The organism is Salicola sp. AFF1 (assembly GCF_056783195.1).
Genome location: NZ_JBXAYL010000007.1, coordinates 114,288 through 129,722 on the forward strand (window position 1 = coordinate 114,288; position 15,435 = coordinate 129,722).

Genomic DNA, 15,435 nt, shown 5'->3' on the forward strand with positions numbered 1-15,435 from the left:
TGGTCAGCGGCGCATGTTCAGAAGCCCCGCCCCCACAATAAAAACGCACCCAATGGCCTGGTTGAGGGTGAACGGCTCCGACCAGATCAACCAGCCCAGAAGCGCGGCGAAGACCACCGAGGAGTAGGTGAACTGGCCGATCCGGCCCGCGGGCGCGATGCGGTAGGCGGTGGTGATCAGCATCTGCGCCGCCGTGGCGCACGAGGCAATGGACAGAAGCCCCAGGCTCTGCCAGAGGGTTGGCCACTGCCAGTTGAGCACGGCGGCCGGTGCTGACACGGTTGTGGCCACAATGGCGAAATAGACCACGATGCGCGCGCTGGGCTCGCGGGTGCCCATCCGCCGGATTGTGACCTTGGCCGTGGCGCCAAGTACTGCCCCGGATACCCCTGCCGCCACAAAGAGCACGTCTTCCAGGCCCGCCTGGCCGGGCTGCAATAGAACCACGACGCCGCAGAAGCCCAGTGCAATGGTCATCAGGGCCCAGGGCGAGGTGCGTTCATCCAGCCAGAACAGGGCGATGAGCGGGATAAAGAAAGGCCCCGTCAGCTTGAGCAGCACAGCATCGGTCAACGCCAGCCCGCCCAGGCTGAAGAAATAGCAATACATGGCTGATACGCCAACCACACCCCGGACCAAATGAAAGCGTAGATTGGTGGTGCGCAAGCAGTCCGGTCCCTGGCGCCAGAGCATGATTGGCAGGATGATGGCCAGGCCCAGCGCGTTGCGACCAAACACCAGCATGGCACTGCTCAGTTCCGGGGCCAGCGCCTTGACCTGGGCTCCCATCAGCGCAAGCAGGAGTTCACCAGCGAGAACACAGGCGGCACCGCGGTGCAGGTTGGAGCGCAGACCGGAACCAGCCACGTCAGCTGTCGAGTTGCCGACGGACCCGATCAAGATGCTCAAGGAAGGCGTCCTGGTCCATTTCACCCAGGATGCGTGCCTGCTTGAGTTCTTGTCCGTCACTGTTGAAGAACAGCAGTGTGGGCGGGCCGAAGAGGTTGAAACGCTCCAGCAGCGCCTGGTCGGCCGCGGTATTATCGGTTACGTCCACCTGGAGGCGTTCAAAGCCACTCATGGCCTCAAGCACCGGGCGGGTGTCGAAGACCCGCCGTTCCATGACCTTGCAGCTGATGCACCAATCCGCGTAGAAATCAAGAATCACAGGATTGCCTGCCTCGGCAGCCTGCTCAAGGCGGGTTTGAACGCGCCGGGCATCATCAAGGCGCTCAAACGGCTCGGCAGGAAGATCGGAAGCTGTACGTCCGGCTTGGGCCTGGAATGGCGACAGCGGGCGTAATGGGTCGCTGGCTCCGGCCATGGCCCCGGCCAGGAGCATGGCGGCCATCAGTACCAGCACCAGGCCAAAGCCCTTGCGGGTGCGTGGCCAGCCCTCGCCGAGCGGTTCGAAAGCGCCAAGCTGGACCCCGGTAACCGCCAACAGCACAGCCCAGAGGGCCAGGACCACCGGCCCCGGAATCACCCGCTCCAGAAGCCAGATGGCCACCGCCAGCATCAGGATGCCAAAGGCTGCCTTGATGCGGTTCATCCAGGGGCCCGGGTGGGGCATGAAGCGCCGCCCGCCCGTCCCCACAATGACCAGCGGTGTTCCCATGCCAAGCGCCAGGGCAAACAGCGCCAGACCGCCCTGGAGGGCGTCCTGGGTGGCGCTAAGGTACACCAGTGCCCCGGCAAGGGGCGCGGTGACACAGGGGGAGACAATCAACGCGGACAGCGCGCCAATGCTGGCAACGCCCGCTACATTACCACCGCTGAGGCGCTCGCTCTGGCGTGTGAGCCGGTTGGTGAGCTTCTCCGGCAGGCGGATCTCGAAGAGACCGAACATGGCCAGGGCAAGCAGTACAAACAGCGCGGCAAAAAGCGCAAGGACCCAGGGGGCCTGCAGGTGCGCTTGTAGATTGAAGGAGGCGCCGAGCAGACCCACGAGTACGCCGGCAGCTGTGTAGGTGATGGCCATGCCGAGTACATAGGTCACGGACAGGTAGAATGCCTGGAGCGTTCCCAGCTGGCGCTGGCCTGAGACAATCGCTGAAATGATGGGAATCATGGGCAGCACACAGGGGGTAAAGGTCAGTCCGAGGCCCAGACCGTAGAAAACCAGTGTGGCCCAAAGCAGCGAATCGCTGTTCAGCAGTGTTGTCAGGCTGTCGCCCCGCCAGCGGTCTTCATCGCCGGTTGAGCCGGACTCACCACTGGTGTCCGCTTGCGCTGAGGTTGTGTCAGGCGTGTCAGCTGTTTTATCCGTGGGGGCCGGGTACATGACACTGCCGTCAGCCGGCTTGTAGCGCAGGGTCTCGGTCTGGGGGGTGTAGCACAGCCCGGCCTCGGCGCACCCCTGCCATTCCACGGTAACCCGGATGGCGCCACCGTCATAATCATTGGCAGGGGCCAGCGTCGCACTCACGTCTTCGTAGAAAACCGGCGTTTTACCGAAATAGGGATCATCCTTGATGGTACTGTCGATGCTGAACCGGGGAGGGAGAGACAGAGCATTCGCCGGTTCGGTCTGGATACTGATGCGGTTCTCGTAAAGGTAGAATTCGGGGGTCACCTTCCAGTCCAGAACAAGCTCCCCGTCATCCACCCAGGCACTGAAAGGGAAAGCCTCCTCGACGGGCGGGAAATCACCGCCGTTGCCGTCCGAGAACGGCGACTGGGCGGCAGCAGGGCCGGCAAGAGCGAACAGCAGGATCAGAAGACGTGTCAGGATGATGATAACTCCTATGGATCCGGAATGGGCTGATGGCACTATTATAACGAACGCTTGAAGGTTGCGGCACAATCCCTAGACTGGCGCCATGATAACAGCTCAACCTCAACCGGATGCCTACGCGGACGTCGTACGGCTGTTCAACGGCCTTTTCCAACCCACTCATGCCACCATACTGGTGCCTGGTGGTGATGAGCCTGAGTATCTGCCGGCTGATGGCGAGTGCCGGTGGAATCGGATAGTATTCGCCCATGGCTTCTATGCCAGTGCCTTGCATGAAGTCAGTCACTGGTGCATCGCTGGCCAACGTCGGCGCCAGCTCTACGATTACGGCTACTGGTATGAGCCTGATGGCCGGGATGCGGACCGCCAGCACCAGTTCGAGCGGGTTGAGGCCAGGCCCCAGGCGCTGGAGTGGTTGTTCAGCGTGGCTGCCGGGCGCCGGTTCCACGTGAGTATGGACAACCTGGCGGGTGAAGTGCCCGGACAGCGGGAACGCTTTGCCGAACACGTTCATGCCGAGGTGAGGCGTTGCCTGAGCGGGGCCATGCCGCCGAGAGCCGCCCGGTTCCTTGAGGCATTGCGGGCGTGGTATGGCACCGAACGCCATTTTCAGGAGTACGCTTTCACGCGGGCCCAACTGACCGGATCAGAGGAGGTGCAATGAACGATCAGGCTGACACACCGGCGCACGCAGAGCCAGAGGCGTCAGGTCAGGAAGCGGAACCCCCAGAGCAGCCCAGGTTCCGGGATTTCAGTCTGGACCAGCGGCTCCAGAGTGCCATTGATGAACTTGGCTTTGAGCACTGCACCGGGATCCAGGGTGAGGCACTGCCGAAGACCCTGAAAGGACTGGATCTCATTGGTCAGGCCCAGACCGGGACCGGTAAGACCGCTGCCTTTCTGATCAGTGCGATCCAGCGTCTGCTGGAAAATCCGATTCCCTTCGAGCAACGTTACGCCAGTGAGCCCAGGGTCCTGGCGCTGGCACCCACGCGCGAGCTGGCAATGCAGATCGCCCGGGATGCGGAAGGACTGACACGCCACAGTGGCCATAACGTGGTGACGACTGTCGGAGGGATGAATTACGAGCGCCAGCGCAAACAGGTGCGTAATGAAGCCATTGATATCCTGGTGGCCACGCCCGGTCGGCTTCTGGATTTCCTCGGCAGCAAGGACCTGTTCCTGGACCAGGTTGAGGTGCTGATTCTGGATGAGGCCGACCGGATGCTTGATATGGGCTTCATCCCGGATGTGAAGAAGATCATCCGGCACTGTACGCCGAAATCCCAGCGCCAGACCGTTCTGTTCAGCGCAACCTTCAACCAGGATGTCCTCAATCTTGCGGCCATGTGGAGTGAGGGTGCGGAGTTCATCGAGATCGAACCGGAAACCAAGGCCGCCGAACGTGTTGAACAACTGTTCTTCACAGTGAGTGATTCGGACAAGGAGATGGTGCTGGTCAACTACCTCAAGCGTGACGAAGTCAGCCGGGCCATTGTGTTCGCCAACCGGCGTGACCAGACGCGGGAGCTGGAGGACAAGCTGCGCCGTCATGGTGTGCGCTCGGCGCTGCTGTCCGGGGAGATCCCGCAGAACAAGCGCATCAGCACGCTCAACCGGTTCAAGGAAGGCGATATCCAGGTACTGGTGGCGACCGATGTCGCGGCACGTGGTATCCATGTGGAAGATGTTTCCCACGTGTTCAACTACAACCTGCCGGACAATCCGGAGGATTACGTCCACCGGATCGGGCGCACGGGCAGGGCCGGCGCCTTCGGCACCTCAGTGACCCTGGCCGGGGAAGATGACAGCTTCGTGCTCCCGGATCTGGAGAGCTACCTGGGCCAGTCCCTGACGTTCGTGCGCCCACCGGACCCATTGATGGTGGCTTTGCCGGAACCGGAAGGCACAAACAGCAGTAGTAAGGGCGCTTCTGGTCAAGGGCAGGGCGGAAACCGGAGAAACCGCAAGAGCAACCAGTCACGGAAAGAAGACACGGCCGGATGACCCGCCTGCGCATTGTTGCGGACGACAATATTCCCGCGCTGACGCGTTGCTTTGGTGATTTCGGGGACGTCCGGACTCTGGCGGGGCGGGCTATCCGCCAATCGGATCTCCTGGAGGCGGATATCCTTCTCGTGCGGTCCGTCACCCGTGTTGACCAGAGCCTGTTGGCTGGAACACCGGTGCGCTGGGTGGGGACGGCAACCATTGGCACGGACCACCTGGATACCGAATGGCTGGAACGTGCAGGGATTGGCTGGTCTTCGGCGCCGGGGTGCAATGCCGAGGCGGTGGCGGATTATGTGCTGGCGGTCTTGGCGCTGGCCGCGCGCGAGCAGGAGCGGTGCCTGCTGGATGGCTCCGTGGGCATTGTTGGTTTTGGTAACGTGGGCAGCCGGGTTCACCGGCGCCTGCGGGCGCTTGGCGTAGACACCCGCGTTAGTGATCCGCCGCTGGCGGACGAGGGCGTCGCGGGATTGGCCTCTATCGACGAGGTGCTGGCGTGTGATCGCATTGCCCTGCACGCGCCACTGGTGCGAACCGGACGCTGGCCCACCGAGCACCTGCTTGATGCCTCGGCGATCCAGGCGTTGAGTGGTGATCAGGTGCTGGTCAGCGCCGGCCGTGGCGCGGTCGTGGATAACGCTGCTCTGCTCACAAGGCTGGAAGCCAGTGACGGGGGCCCCTGGACGGCGCTGGATGTATGGGAAGGGGAGCCCCTCATTGACCCCCGCCTTGCGGCTAGGGCACGCATTGCGACGCCGCATATTGCTGGCTATAGCCTGGAAGGCAAGCTCAGGGGCAGTGTCATGCTGGCCCGGGCCCTGTGCGAGTGGTTGGGGGTTGGGGCAGTACCGTCGCTTGAGTCTCTGGTACCCGAGGCGACCAAGCTGGCGCCTCTTGAGACGGATCTGGAAGCGACGTTGTTGAGCGCTTATGACCCACGCCGGGACGCCCGGCAGTTGCAGGCGGAATTAGCCGGTGCTCCAGCCGAGAGAGCCAGTGCGTTTGACCGTCTGAGAAAAGAGTACCCCGTCCGGCGGGAGTTCGCGTTCCACCATCTGAGCTCGGGAGGGGATCCCGCGCTGGGCCGGCAGCTCGAGGCTGCCGGCTTTACGGTCGCTTACTGATGGGTGCGGTTGCGTAACGCCTCAATGCGCTCGTCCAGAGGTGGATGGCTGGCAAACAGCTTCTGCAGCCCGGAGCGCATGCCACTGGTGATGCCGAAGGCCTGCATGCTGTCCGGCATTTCATCAGGCAGCTCGGTCTCGCGCTTGAGCCGCTGAAGGGCCGAAATCATTGCCTCGTTGCTGCCCCAACGGGCACCGGCGGCATCCGCGCGGAACTCGCGGCGGCGTGAGAACCAGAACACGATGGTGCTGGCCAGGATGCCCAGGATAATCTCGGCGGCAATGGTAACCAGAATAAACCCGATGCCGTGCCCCCCTTCGTTCTTGAACACCGCGCGGTCCACGAAGGAGCCCACGACGCGGGCGAGAAAGATCACAAACGTATTCACCACCCCCTGGATCAGGGTGAGGGTCACCATATCACCGTTAGCCACGTGGCCCATCTCATGGGCCAGAACCGCGCGGATCTCATCCTTGTTGAAGCGTTGCAGCATGCCCTCGCTAACGGCCACCAGAGCCGCGTTCCGGTTCCAGCCGGTGGCAAAGGCATTGGACTGCTGAGCTGGAAAGATGGCGATTTCCGGGGTCTCGACCCCGGCTTCCCGGGCAATCTGTTGGACGGTCTCAACCAGCCATTGTTCCGCCGGGTTGGAAGGGTGCTCGATGATGCGCGCCCGGGTCGATTTCTTGGCGAGCCATTTTGAAAGGAACAGCGATACGAATGAGCCGCCGAAGCCAATGACCGCTGCGAAAATGAGCAGTGCGGTGAAGTTCAGCCCCTGTTGCTCGAAATAGCTGTCGAACCCCAGCAGGCGCAGTGTCACGCTGGCCAGGATGACGACCGCCAGGTTGGTGGCAAGCAGAAGCAGTATTCTCATGAGGTTTCTCCCGGATCAGCATGCGGTTATGCAGCCCTCTATATGGAGGTTTCCGCGGCCGTATTCAAGCGGGAATGCCGCGATCCGGATGACCTTTCAGGCTTGTCAGGCTTGGTTGGGGGGATTGAAGAGAAAACGGTGCACGGTTTCAGACAGCTCCGTTGAGGTGCCGTTTTTCATGCATTCACGGATCCGGTTCACGGCCAGGGCAGCCTCCCGGATCAGGCCGCTGCCGCCAGCCGTCTCGCCTTCTGGATACTGGGTGGCGAGCCGGTTGAACCCCTCAGCCGTGAGCACGGCCTGGTCGACGGCATCCTGGCTGATCACGGACTCATAGCGCAGCAACCCTTCCTCCGCCAACCATAGCATGGTGCCGAAACAGGCCATGTGGCGCCTGCTGTGCAGGCCGAACTCATCAGGCTCGTCCTCGCCGGCGATGTCCTCCACGAAGACCGCCCCCTTGCGCGGGAACCGGTTGTAGAGGTGAATGAGGATCGCCGCTGTGTCGCGGTAGAAATCCTCAATGTGGAGATCCGCCATGGACGTACCTCCGTCAGTCCTGCCGGTAGTGCTCGAGGAAACGGCCAAGGCGGCCGATGGCATCCTCCAGCATATCCACCCTTGGCAGGAACACCACACGGAAGTGCTGCGTATCCTGAAGGTTGAAGGCCGAGCCGTGCACCAGCAGCATCTGTTCCTGCCGGAGCAGGTCGTACACCATCTTTTCGTCGTCCTTGATGGGATAGACATCCGGATCCAGGCGCGGGAACAGATACAGCGCCCCCGAAGGCTTGACGCAGCTGACGCCCGGGATGTCGTTCAGCATCTTCCAGGCCAGGTCCCGCTGCTCGCAGAGGCGGCCGCCAGAGACCACCAGGTCATCAATGGACTGGTAGCCGCCCAGAGAGGTCTGGATCGCCGTCTGGCCCGGCACATTGGAGCACAGTCGCATCGAGGTCAGCATCTTGATGCCCTCGATCAGGCCTTCGGCCCGGTGCTTGGCGCCGCTGATGATCATCCATCCGGCCCGGTAGCCGGCGGCGCGGTAGTTCTTGGACAACCCGCCGTAGGTAAAGAACAGGATGTCGTCCGCCAGTGAGGCGGCGGGGATGTGGCGGTTGCCGTCGTACAGGATCTTGTCGTAGATCTCATCGGCGAGCACGACCAGATCGTGCTCGCGTGCCAGCCGGATGACCTGTTCCAGCAGATCCGCTGAATAGACCGCACCGGTGGGATTGTTGGGGTTGATCAGCACGATCGCCCGGGTGCGGGAAGTGATCTTGGACCGGATGTCGTCGATGTCGGGATACCAGTCCTGCTGTTCGTCGCAGCGGTAGTGGACAGGGCGGCCACTGGACAGCGTTGTGGCTGCCGTCCACAGCGGGTAATCCGGGGCCGGGATCAGCACCTCATCGCCGGTGTTGAGCAGCGCCTGCATGGACATGACGATGAGCTCGCTCACTCCGTTGCCGATGAAGATGTCATCAATGTCCACATCCGGAATGCCCAGCTGCTGGCTGTATTGCATCACCGCCTTGCGGGCGGAGAACAGCCCCTTGGAATCACAGTAGCCCTGAGCACTGGGCAGGTTGTGCACCACGTCCTGCTGGATCTCCTCGGGAATATCCAGACCGAACGCGCCGGGGTTGCCGATGTTGAGCTTGAGGATGCGATGACCTTCTTCCTCGAGGCGGTGGGCTTCCTGCTGCACGGGACCACGAATGTCGTAGCAGACGTTCTCAAGCTTGGCGGATTTTTCAAATTGCTGCATTCTATTGTAAACCCCTGAGTTGGCGCACACGGCATTGTAGCGGAGGGTTACGATATGACGAAAGTAAACCGGTCGGAACAGGAATGGCTTGAGCGCCTTTCCCCGGAAAGTTACCGCGTTACCCGCGAGGGGGGCACGGAGCGGCCATTCAGTGGCGAGTACAACGACTGCAAGGAGGACGGCGTCTACTGCTGCATCTGCTGTGGTGAATCACTGTTTGATGCCCGCAATAAGTTTGATTCCGGCTCTGGGTGGCCCAGTTACTGGCAGCCCGTGAATCAGGAAGCCGTCACTGAAAGGAGCGACCGTTCGCTTGGCATGGTCCGGACTGAGGCCCTGTGTGCGCGGTGCGACGCCCATCTGGGTCACGTTTTCCCGGATGGACCGGAGCCTACCGGACTGCGCTACTGCATCAATTCAGCGGCATTGAGCCTTCAGTCGCGGGAGGATTGAGCCTCCCCGCTCGCCCCCCAGCGCTCCAGCACGTCGCGCATGGCGTCGATGCTGTAGGGCTTGGTGAGGTAGTCATTCATACCTGCGTTCAGGCACTGCTCCCGGTCACCTTCCATGGCATTGGCGGTGACCGCGATGATCGGCAGGGTTTCCAGGCCTGCCATACCGCGTAGTTGCCGGGTGGCTTCAAAGCCGTCCATGACCGGCATCTGGCAGTCCATCAGTACCACGTCACAGCTGTATTGCTGCAGGTAGTCGAGCGCCTGTTCACCGTTTTCGCGGATGGTGACCTCATGGCCAAGCTTACGCAGCATGCCGCTGGCCACCATCTGGTTGACCTGGTTGTCCTCAACCAAAAGCACGTCCAGCGGCTGGGAACTGTCGGGCGCGTCGCTGTGTGACTCGGTTGTTGCCGCGGTCAGGCCGATGCAGATCCGCAGGGTCTTGACCAGCTGCCGGCGCACCAATGGCAGCTGGATGACCTCGGATCGATCCACGGCCGCGCCATTGGTGCCCAGGTGCACCAGGGGCGGGCTGCGTTGCGACTGGTCGGTCAGCGGCTGCCACCCAGGGTTGCGGCTGTCCAGGATGATCAGGTCCTGATTCTCCAGGTCCAGGCCGGAGGCGTCGTCCGGTACGGAGTCCTCACGATGCAACTGGATACCCCAGTACCGCAGGTAATCCTGCAGGGCAGGCACATGGGGGTTGTCGTGGCCGGTGAGCAGTAGCACCCGCATGCCTTCAAAGTCGCCCTCGCCAATGCGTTCCGGTCCCTCCGGGTCGGTGTCGAGTGGCAAGCGAACCGTGATCCGGGTGCCTTCCTGTTCCTTTGAGCGAACTTCGATGGTTCCGCCCATACGGTCCACCAGCTGCCGGCACAGGGTCAGGCCAAGCCCGGTGCCGCCAAAGCGTCGCGTGGTATCCGCCTGCCCCTGGGAGAAGGGTGAAAAGATTGTCTTTTGGGCTTCTTCGGACATGCCAATACCGGTATCCGCCACTCTCAGCTCAATACCGTCAGAGGACGGTTCAAGGCCAAGGGTGATCTGCCCATGGGAGGTGAACTTGATGGCATTACCCATCAGGTTGTTGATGATCTGGCGTAACCGGGTGGGATCACCTAGATAGGCGGAGGCAATGTCCGGGGCAATATGGGTGACGATTTCAACATCCGCACTGCGGGTGCTCTGTTGCGCAAACAGTGATGCGCATTCCTCTGCCAGCGCGCCGGCATCCACGCTGATCTGCTCAAGGGTGAGCTTGCCGGCCTCCACCTTCGACATGTCCAGGATGTCGTTAACCAGGGCAATCAGGTTTTCGCCAGCGTTGAGGGCCAGTTCCATGCGCTCGCGCTGGGTGGCGGAGAGCCGGCTTTCAAGGGTCAGGCGCAGCATGCCCAGCAGTCCATTCAGCGGGGTGCGGATCTCGTGGCTCATGCTGGCAAGGAAGTCAGCTCGTGCACGCGCTGTTTCCAGCGCTTCCTCGCGGGCATCGATCAGGGCCCGGTTGGAGCGTTGCAGGGCTTCGTTCTTGTCACGGATCTCGGAGGTGCGTTCCTCGACAATCTGGGCCAGTTTCTCGTTGTACTCCTTGAGACGGCCTTCTGCTTCACGTTGCTTCTGGAGGCTGTTGTCGATGGTGTCCAGGTGCTCATTGGTGATGTGAACCAACAGCCCGATCTCGTCGTTCTCATGACGCCTGGGTGTGGGCAGGCGCGCCTTCTCGGCTTTCTCGGAGTCAACATCCTGAAGGCCGCTGACCACCCGCAACAGGGGTTTGGTGATCATCATGTAAAAGATCACCAGCAACAGGCCCGCCAGGGCAAGGCTCATGATGAAGCCGCTGAGCAGCGTGTAGCCAGCGCGCCGAAGGAAGGTGCTCCCAAAGGGGTAGGTGTCGATGGTCACGCGGAGGTGGCCGAGTTCCATGTCGGACAGCTGGGCGACATGCAGTTGTTGCCTGTATTCCCGTCGGGGCTGGAAGAGCGTATCGCTCAGCCAACGGTAAGGGCCTTCGGAGGCGCGGCGTTTGCGTTCCGCCAGGATACGGCCCTCGGGCGTCTCGATGCGGGCATTCACGATAGCGGGATGACGCAGAAGCCCGTCCAGAAGCTCCTCGGCGAGGCGGGTATCAATGTTATAGGCGATCTGCGACGCCGGGCTGTGGCTGATTTCCATCAGGGCCCGGATTTCGCTGTTCATGTTGGAGCGGGCGCTGAAATAGTCCAGCGTCACGACACCGAGGTTCAGCACAACCCCGAGTGTCAGCGCCGACAGCACGACGTTGCGGGTCAGGCGAAACGATAGGCGCCGTGAGAACCTTGAATCCACACCTTGTCATCCCTTTGCCAGTGACTGCGGACGATGGCGTCAGTCATCGTAATCCGCTTTCTTCTTCCAGGATTCTTCCTCCTGGATGAATTCTTCCCATTCGCGGTTCACGCTGTCCGGCATGACCGCATCACGCCGATCCGCCTCCGGATCTTCCCCTTCGGCAAGACGGTTGAGTTCCTTGATGCGTTCGCGGTATTTCGTGACCAGTTCTGCTGCATCCGGATGTTTCTTGGATTTCTCCAGCTCGCTTGCCGCCTGGTGATAGCAGTGAATCGCCTTGCGGTAGCGTTGGGCCTGTTCGTGGTCCTGCGCTTGATAGACCATCAGGTCCGCGTAGACGCGATGCACCAGAAATAGGATGTTCTGAAGATGCTGATTGGCGGCGTCACCGGAGATTCGACCTGCCTTTTTCTGGCGCTCAACAAAACGGAACAGCATCTGGAGCAGATTCCGGATTTCCTTGACCCGCTGCTGGTCATTCATCGGGAATTCACCCGGACCCTGAATCTGCCCGGATTCCAGGGCGGTCAGGGCCGCCTGGTCCGTTTCTTCCAGGGCTTGGGGGTTCCCCGGCGCATTCAGCTGGCGGAGCTGGCTCGCCAGCTCCAGGGCCCGTTGCAGGATAAGGCGGCGCAGTCCCGTATCCAGAAAGGAGTTGGGGAGTTCGTCCACAAAGCGACGAAGCAGGCTGTGGCCATCCTCCAGCGTTTTGACGCGGCGCATGTGCTCCACCCGAGCCTTTTCCCGCATCTGGCTGACAACGATCAGTACAATGCCGATGATCAGCAAAAGCGCCAGAACACCAATGATGGCGATAGTGGTCATAGTCAACACACGCTGTGTTATCCAGAATAACTCCATTATATACCAGAAGCCCGATAACTGCATGAATGAGCGCATAAAGCGGCTTATCAGGCTGGTAGGGCCCGTTGTGGTCAGGGCATAATGGCCGCGAAGCTGAATGTGGAGAGGCCATGGATCTATCCCGGATTGACCTCAACCTGCTGGTGTATCTGGATGTGCTGCTGCGTGAGAAGAGTGTGACGCGCGCGGCGAGTTACCTGGGCTTGACCCAGCCGGCCATGAGCAATGGATTGCGCCGGCTCCGGGAGCTGTTCGATGACCCACTGCTGGTGCGCACCAGTGATGGCATGAGTCCCACGGAGCGGGCGCTGGGGCTGCAGCCACGGGTCCGCGAGATCCTGGGGCAGGTGGAGCAGACGGTCCAGAAGACCGGCTCTTTCAATGCCGGGGCCAGCGAGCGGGTTTTCCGCATCATGGCCAGCGACTACGCGGAATCAACCCTCATGCCCCGGGTTCTGCGCCTGATCCGCAAGCTTGCCCCGCATGTGACGTTGGACGTGTTGACGCCGTCGGACGTGAGCTTCCTGGATGTGGAGCAGGGGCGGGTGGATATGGCCATCAACCGGTTTGACACCATCCCACAGTCCTTCCACCAGCGCACCCTCTGGACGGACTGGTTTGCTTGCCTGATGAGCAACAAGAACCCGGTGCTTACAGAACCCTTCACGCTGGACACCTACCTGGAAGCCAACCACATCTGGGTCAGCAAAACCGGCTTTGGGGTCGGGGTGGGGGTTAACCCCCGGGATGTACAGCGCCTGGGATGGGTCGATGAAGCCCTGGGTAAGCTGGGGCGCAAGCGCCGTATATCGGTGTTCACGCGGCATTACCAGGTGGCGACCCTGCTGGCTGAGCAGCATGACGTGATGGCGACCCTGCCGTGTCGGGCGGCCTGGTTGCAGAAGGATAACCCCGCACTGGTGGTGAAGGCGCCTCCTTTTCCGATTCCGCCGATTGAACTGAAAATGGCCTGGAGCCCCCTGCTGCAGCACAATCCGGATCACCAATGGTTGCGCCAGCGGATCGTGGAGGGGGCCGAGGAGCTCAACCAGGCATTCGAACCGTTTGCGGCGGATTTTGTCCCCACCGGGCCGGAGCCGGCCCACCCCTCGGAGCGCTGAACCTCACAGCGGCAGGTCGCGGAGCTCCACCGAACTGCGTCCGTGCTCCCAGGCGCGCTCGAATTCCTCGGCGAAGGGCCGCACCCGCCGGGGGGCCGAGGCGTTGGCAAAACCTTCCGCAGTGTCAAAGTCGTGGCGGCTGATAACGCCGCTGTCGTCGACAAGGATCACGGGACGGTCACCATGAGGGTAGCTGGTATTGACCAGCCGTAACGCGATACGACTGGGCAGACGGCGCATCAGCTGCACCAGGCCGTGCCGGCGCTTGACCAGGGGGTTGTCGTCATGGATCAGAAAGCGGATGTCGCTGTGGCGGCTGCGCCGGGCCAGATGGGAGACTGCCTGCTCCAGTACGCTGTCGTCGTAGAGGGCGTGACTGAGTAGGTTGTCGTAAATCCAGAGCCGGCGGGTGGCCTGCTCCGTCATGGCGAGCAGCGCTTCCAGCTGGTCGCCGTTAACGCTGAGCTGCCAGCTGGTGGTGTCCGAGGCCAGCATGAAGGGGCACCGGGTCTCCGCCTGCTGGCGGGTAACCAACGAGGGGGCGGTGCAGTTCATGCGTCGGTGGGGAATACCGGCGTCCATGTATCGTTCCGAGACCACGTAGAATCCCAGCCGGCGATAGAAATCCACGGCGGCCTCCTGGGCGCTGAGCGTAAAGCGGTTCCAGTTGGCAAGGCCGTCCTGCAGCATGCGATTCAGCAGGTGAGTCCCAACGTCCTGGCCACGGGCAGCGGTGGATACCGCCATCCGGCCTATGCCCGCCCAGCCGTCGGCGGCTTCGTACAGGCGTGCCGTGGCGATGGGCTCGCCGCTGTCATCGTGGACCATGTAGTGCACGGCTTCTGCATCGGTCTCGTCCCACTCCAGCTCCTCGGGGACCTGCTGTTCACGGGTGAACACCTGGCGGCGCAAGGCAATGGCAGCTTCAGGCAGCTCGCCAGCTGGGTGCGCTTCGATTCTCATGCTCCGTCACTCTCCTCGTCGTCGCCCTCGGGATAAAGGCTTCCCTGGTTGACCAGTGAAGCCATCAGCTCTGCAAGTGCGGTGTCCTGCAGCAAACGATTAAGTGCGTCGACATCCGGGTGACGGCTGGCGCAGAGTACGTCGGCAATGCCGGTGGCCTGGCCGGTCAGGCGGTAGCGCTGGCCGTCCACAAACAGCAGCCGGCCTCCCTCATCGGGCAGGTCATGGAAGCTGAAGCGGCTGCCTTCATTCCAGATAAGCGGGGTTCCATCGCTGACCAGTGCCTGTAGTGTTGCGGCATCCATCGGGGCCTCCGGAGGCTCGACAATGCCCGCGTGCTTGGGCTCGGTCATGGCCTGCCCGAACCAGCTTGCAATGGCGTCGGGATCCTGGAGTGCGTTTTCAAGAATGGATCGTAACTCGTTGATCTGGCGATCACTGATGCGGCCTGGATTATCCTGGCTCGCTGGCGCGGGGTCTGTCAGCTGGCGGTCCAGCTCCGGACTGTCCGCCACAAAGTCCGCAACACCGGTGACCACATCCGCGTGGCTGGGCGTGCGGAAGCCGACGGATAGCGTCATGCAGTCGTTTTCAGCAATGCCCCAATGCGCCACACCAGGAGGCAGGTAAAGCATGTCGCCCGGGTTCAGGACCGCTTCTTCCTGGGTTTCGAAATCCGCGAGGATGTGCAGTGGTGAGCCCTCGACCCGGGGTGAGCTGTTGTCGTGCACACCGCCAAGCTTCCAGCGGCGCTGGCCGATGGTCTGGAGGAGGAAGACGTCATAGCGGTCGAAGTGGGGGCCAACGCTGCCGCCAACAGGGGCAAAGCTGGCCATAATGTCGTCCAGCCGCCAATTGGGGATAAAGCGGAAATGGTCGAGCAGGTCGGCTGCCTCGGGAACCCAGTGGTCCAGGCCCTGGACGAGAAGCGTCCAGTCCTTTTCCGGCAGTGACTGCAGGTAGGAGGCTTCAAAGGGCCCACTGTGAAGCTGCCAGGGTTTGCCGTTTTCTTCCTCGAACACAAGGCGGGATTCGACGGCCTCCTCGCAGGCCAGTCCAGCGAGTTCGTCCACGGATACCGGGGACTGGATGCCGGGAAAGGCGTTGCGGATGATCAGCGGCTTCTTCTGCCAGTAGTCCTGGAGGAAGGTCTCGATGCTGGTTTCGCCGAGTACGGACATAGG

The 15,435-nt window shown here is 61.9% G+C and carries 14 protein-coding genes; 5 read left to right on the top strand and 9 right to left on the bottom strand.

The features are described 5' to 3' along the window. Positions 1 to 3 precede the first annotated feature (3 nt). Positions 4 to 909, bottom strand: coding sequence for a DMT family transporter (locus AC1RQI_RS06615; protein ID WP_481904120.1), 906 nt, complete (start codon positions 907 to 909; stop codon positions 4 to 6). Further along, positions 869 to 2,773, bottom strand: coding sequence for a protein-disulfide reductase DsbD (gene dsbD, locus AC1RQI_RS06620; protein WP_481904121.1), 1,905 nt, complete (start codon positions 2,771 to 2,773; stop codon positions 869 to 871). The genes AC1RQI_RS06615 and dsbD overlap by 41 nt, the downstream gene beginning before the upstream one ends. 49 nt (positions 2,774 to 2,822) lie before the next feature. Between dsbD and AC1RQI_RS06625 the strand changes: the two genes are divergently transcribed. The 3 genes from AC1RQI_RS06625 to AC1RQI_RS06635 are packed head-to-tail and all read left to right on the top strand — an operon-like array spanning position 2,823 to position 5,871. After that, positions 2,823 to 3,401 (top strand): elongation factor P hydroxylase, encoded by a 579-nt coding sequence (locus tag AC1RQI_RS06625; RefSeq protein WP_416634391.1) that lies wholly within the window; start codon positions 2,823 to 2,825, stop codon positions 3,399 to 3,401. Then, entirely contained in the window at positions 3,398 to 4,744 is a 1,347-nt protein-coding gene (locus AC1RQI_RS06630; protein ID WP_481904122.1) for a DEAD/DEAH box helicase, read from the top strand. The genes AC1RQI_RS06625 and AC1RQI_RS06630 overlap by 4 nt, the downstream gene beginning before the upstream one ends. Continuing rightward, complete coding sequence (locus AC1RQI_RS06635) at positions 4,741 to 5,871, top strand: 4-phosphoerythronate dehydrogenase (protein ID WP_481904123.1); 1,131 nt, start codon at positions 4,741 to 4,743, stop codon at positions 5,869 to 5,871. Before AC1RQI_RS06630 ends, AC1RQI_RS06635 begins: the two co-directional genes overlap by 4 nt. Here AC1RQI_RS06635 and htpX read toward each other — a convergent pair. The 3 genes from htpX to AC1RQI_RS06650 all read right to left on the bottom strand — a co-directional run bounded on the left by htpX (position 5,865) and on the right by AC1RQI_RS06650 (position 8,520). Next, positions 5,865 to 6,749 carry a protease HtpX gene (gene htpX / locus AC1RQI_RS06640; protein WP_481904124.1) on the bottom strand — a complete coding sequence of 295 codons (885 nt, stop codon included), beginning with the start codon at positions 6,747 to 6,749 and terminating at the stop codon, positions 5,865 to 5,867. The genes AC1RQI_RS06635 and htpX overlap by 7 nt on opposite strands. A 105-nt stretch (positions 6,750 to 6,854) precedes the next feature. Continuing rightward, positions 6,855 to 7,289, bottom strand: a complete 435-nt coding sequence (locus AC1RQI_RS06645) for a hypothetical protein (protein WP_481904125.1) — start codon at positions 7,287 to 7,289, stop codon at positions 6,855 to 6,857. 13 nt (positions 7,290 to 7,302) lie between these two features. Continuing rightward, positions 7,303 to 8,520 (bottom strand): pyridoxal phosphate-dependent aminotransferase, encoded by a 1,218-nt coding sequence (locus AC1RQI_RS06650; protein ID WP_416634397.1) that lies wholly within the window; start codon positions 8,518 to 8,520, stop codon positions 7,303 to 7,305. A 54-nt stretch (positions 8,521 to 8,574) separates the two neighbouring features. On the opposite strand from AC1RQI_RS06650, the gene msrB reads away from it, so the two are divergent. After that, positions 8,575 to 8,973, top strand: a complete 399-nt coding sequence (msrB, locus tag AC1RQI_RS06655) for a peptide-methionine (R)-S-oxide reductase MsrB (RefSeq protein WP_481904126.1) — start codon at positions 8,575 to 8,577, stop codon at positions 8,971 to 8,973. On the opposite strand, the gene AC1RQI_RS06660 is transcribed toward msrB, so the two are convergent. Both AC1RQI_RS06660 and AC1RQI_RS06665 read right to left on the bottom strand, forming a co-directional pair. Next, a complete protein-coding gene (locus tag AC1RQI_RS06660) occupies positions 8,955 to 11,300 on the bottom strand; it encodes an ATP-binding protein (protein WP_481904127.1) in 2,346 nt (781 codons plus the stop codon). The two genes, msrB and AC1RQI_RS06660, sit on opposite strands and share 19 nt — an antisense overlap. Positions 11,301 to 11,339: 39 nt before the next feature. Continuing rightward, complete coding sequence (locus tag AC1RQI_RS06665; RefSeq protein WP_416634400.1) at positions 11,340 to 12,128, bottom strand: hypothetical protein; 789 nt, start codon at positions 12,126 to 12,128, stop codon at positions 11,340 to 11,342. A gap of 149 nt (positions 12,129 to 12,277) precedes the next feature. Between AC1RQI_RS06665 and AC1RQI_RS06670 the strand changes: the two genes are divergently transcribed. Next, positions 12,278 to 13,288 (top strand): LysR family transcriptional regulator, encoded by a 1,011-nt coding sequence (locus tag AC1RQI_RS06670; protein ID WP_481904128.1) that lies wholly within the window; start codon positions 12,278 to 12,280, stop codon positions 13,286 to 13,288. Positions 13,289 to 13,291: 3 nt separating this feature from the next. On the opposite strand, the gene AC1RQI_RS06675 is transcribed toward AC1RQI_RS06670, so the two are convergent. Further along, positions 13,292 to 14,251 (bottom strand): GNAT family N-acetyltransferase, encoded by a 960-nt coding sequence (locus AC1RQI_RS06675; RefSeq protein WP_481904129.1) that lies wholly within the window; start codon positions 14,249 to 14,251, stop codon positions 13,292 to 13,294. Next, positions 14,248 to 15,432, bottom strand: a complete 1,185-nt coding sequence (locus tag AC1RQI_RS06680) for a JmjC domain-containing protein (RefSeq protein WP_481904130.1) — start codon at positions 15,430 to 15,432, stop codon at positions 14,248 to 14,250. Before AC1RQI_RS06680 ends, AC1RQI_RS06675 begins: the two co-directional genes overlap by 4 nt. Positions 15,433 to 15,435: the final 3 nt, after the last annotated feature.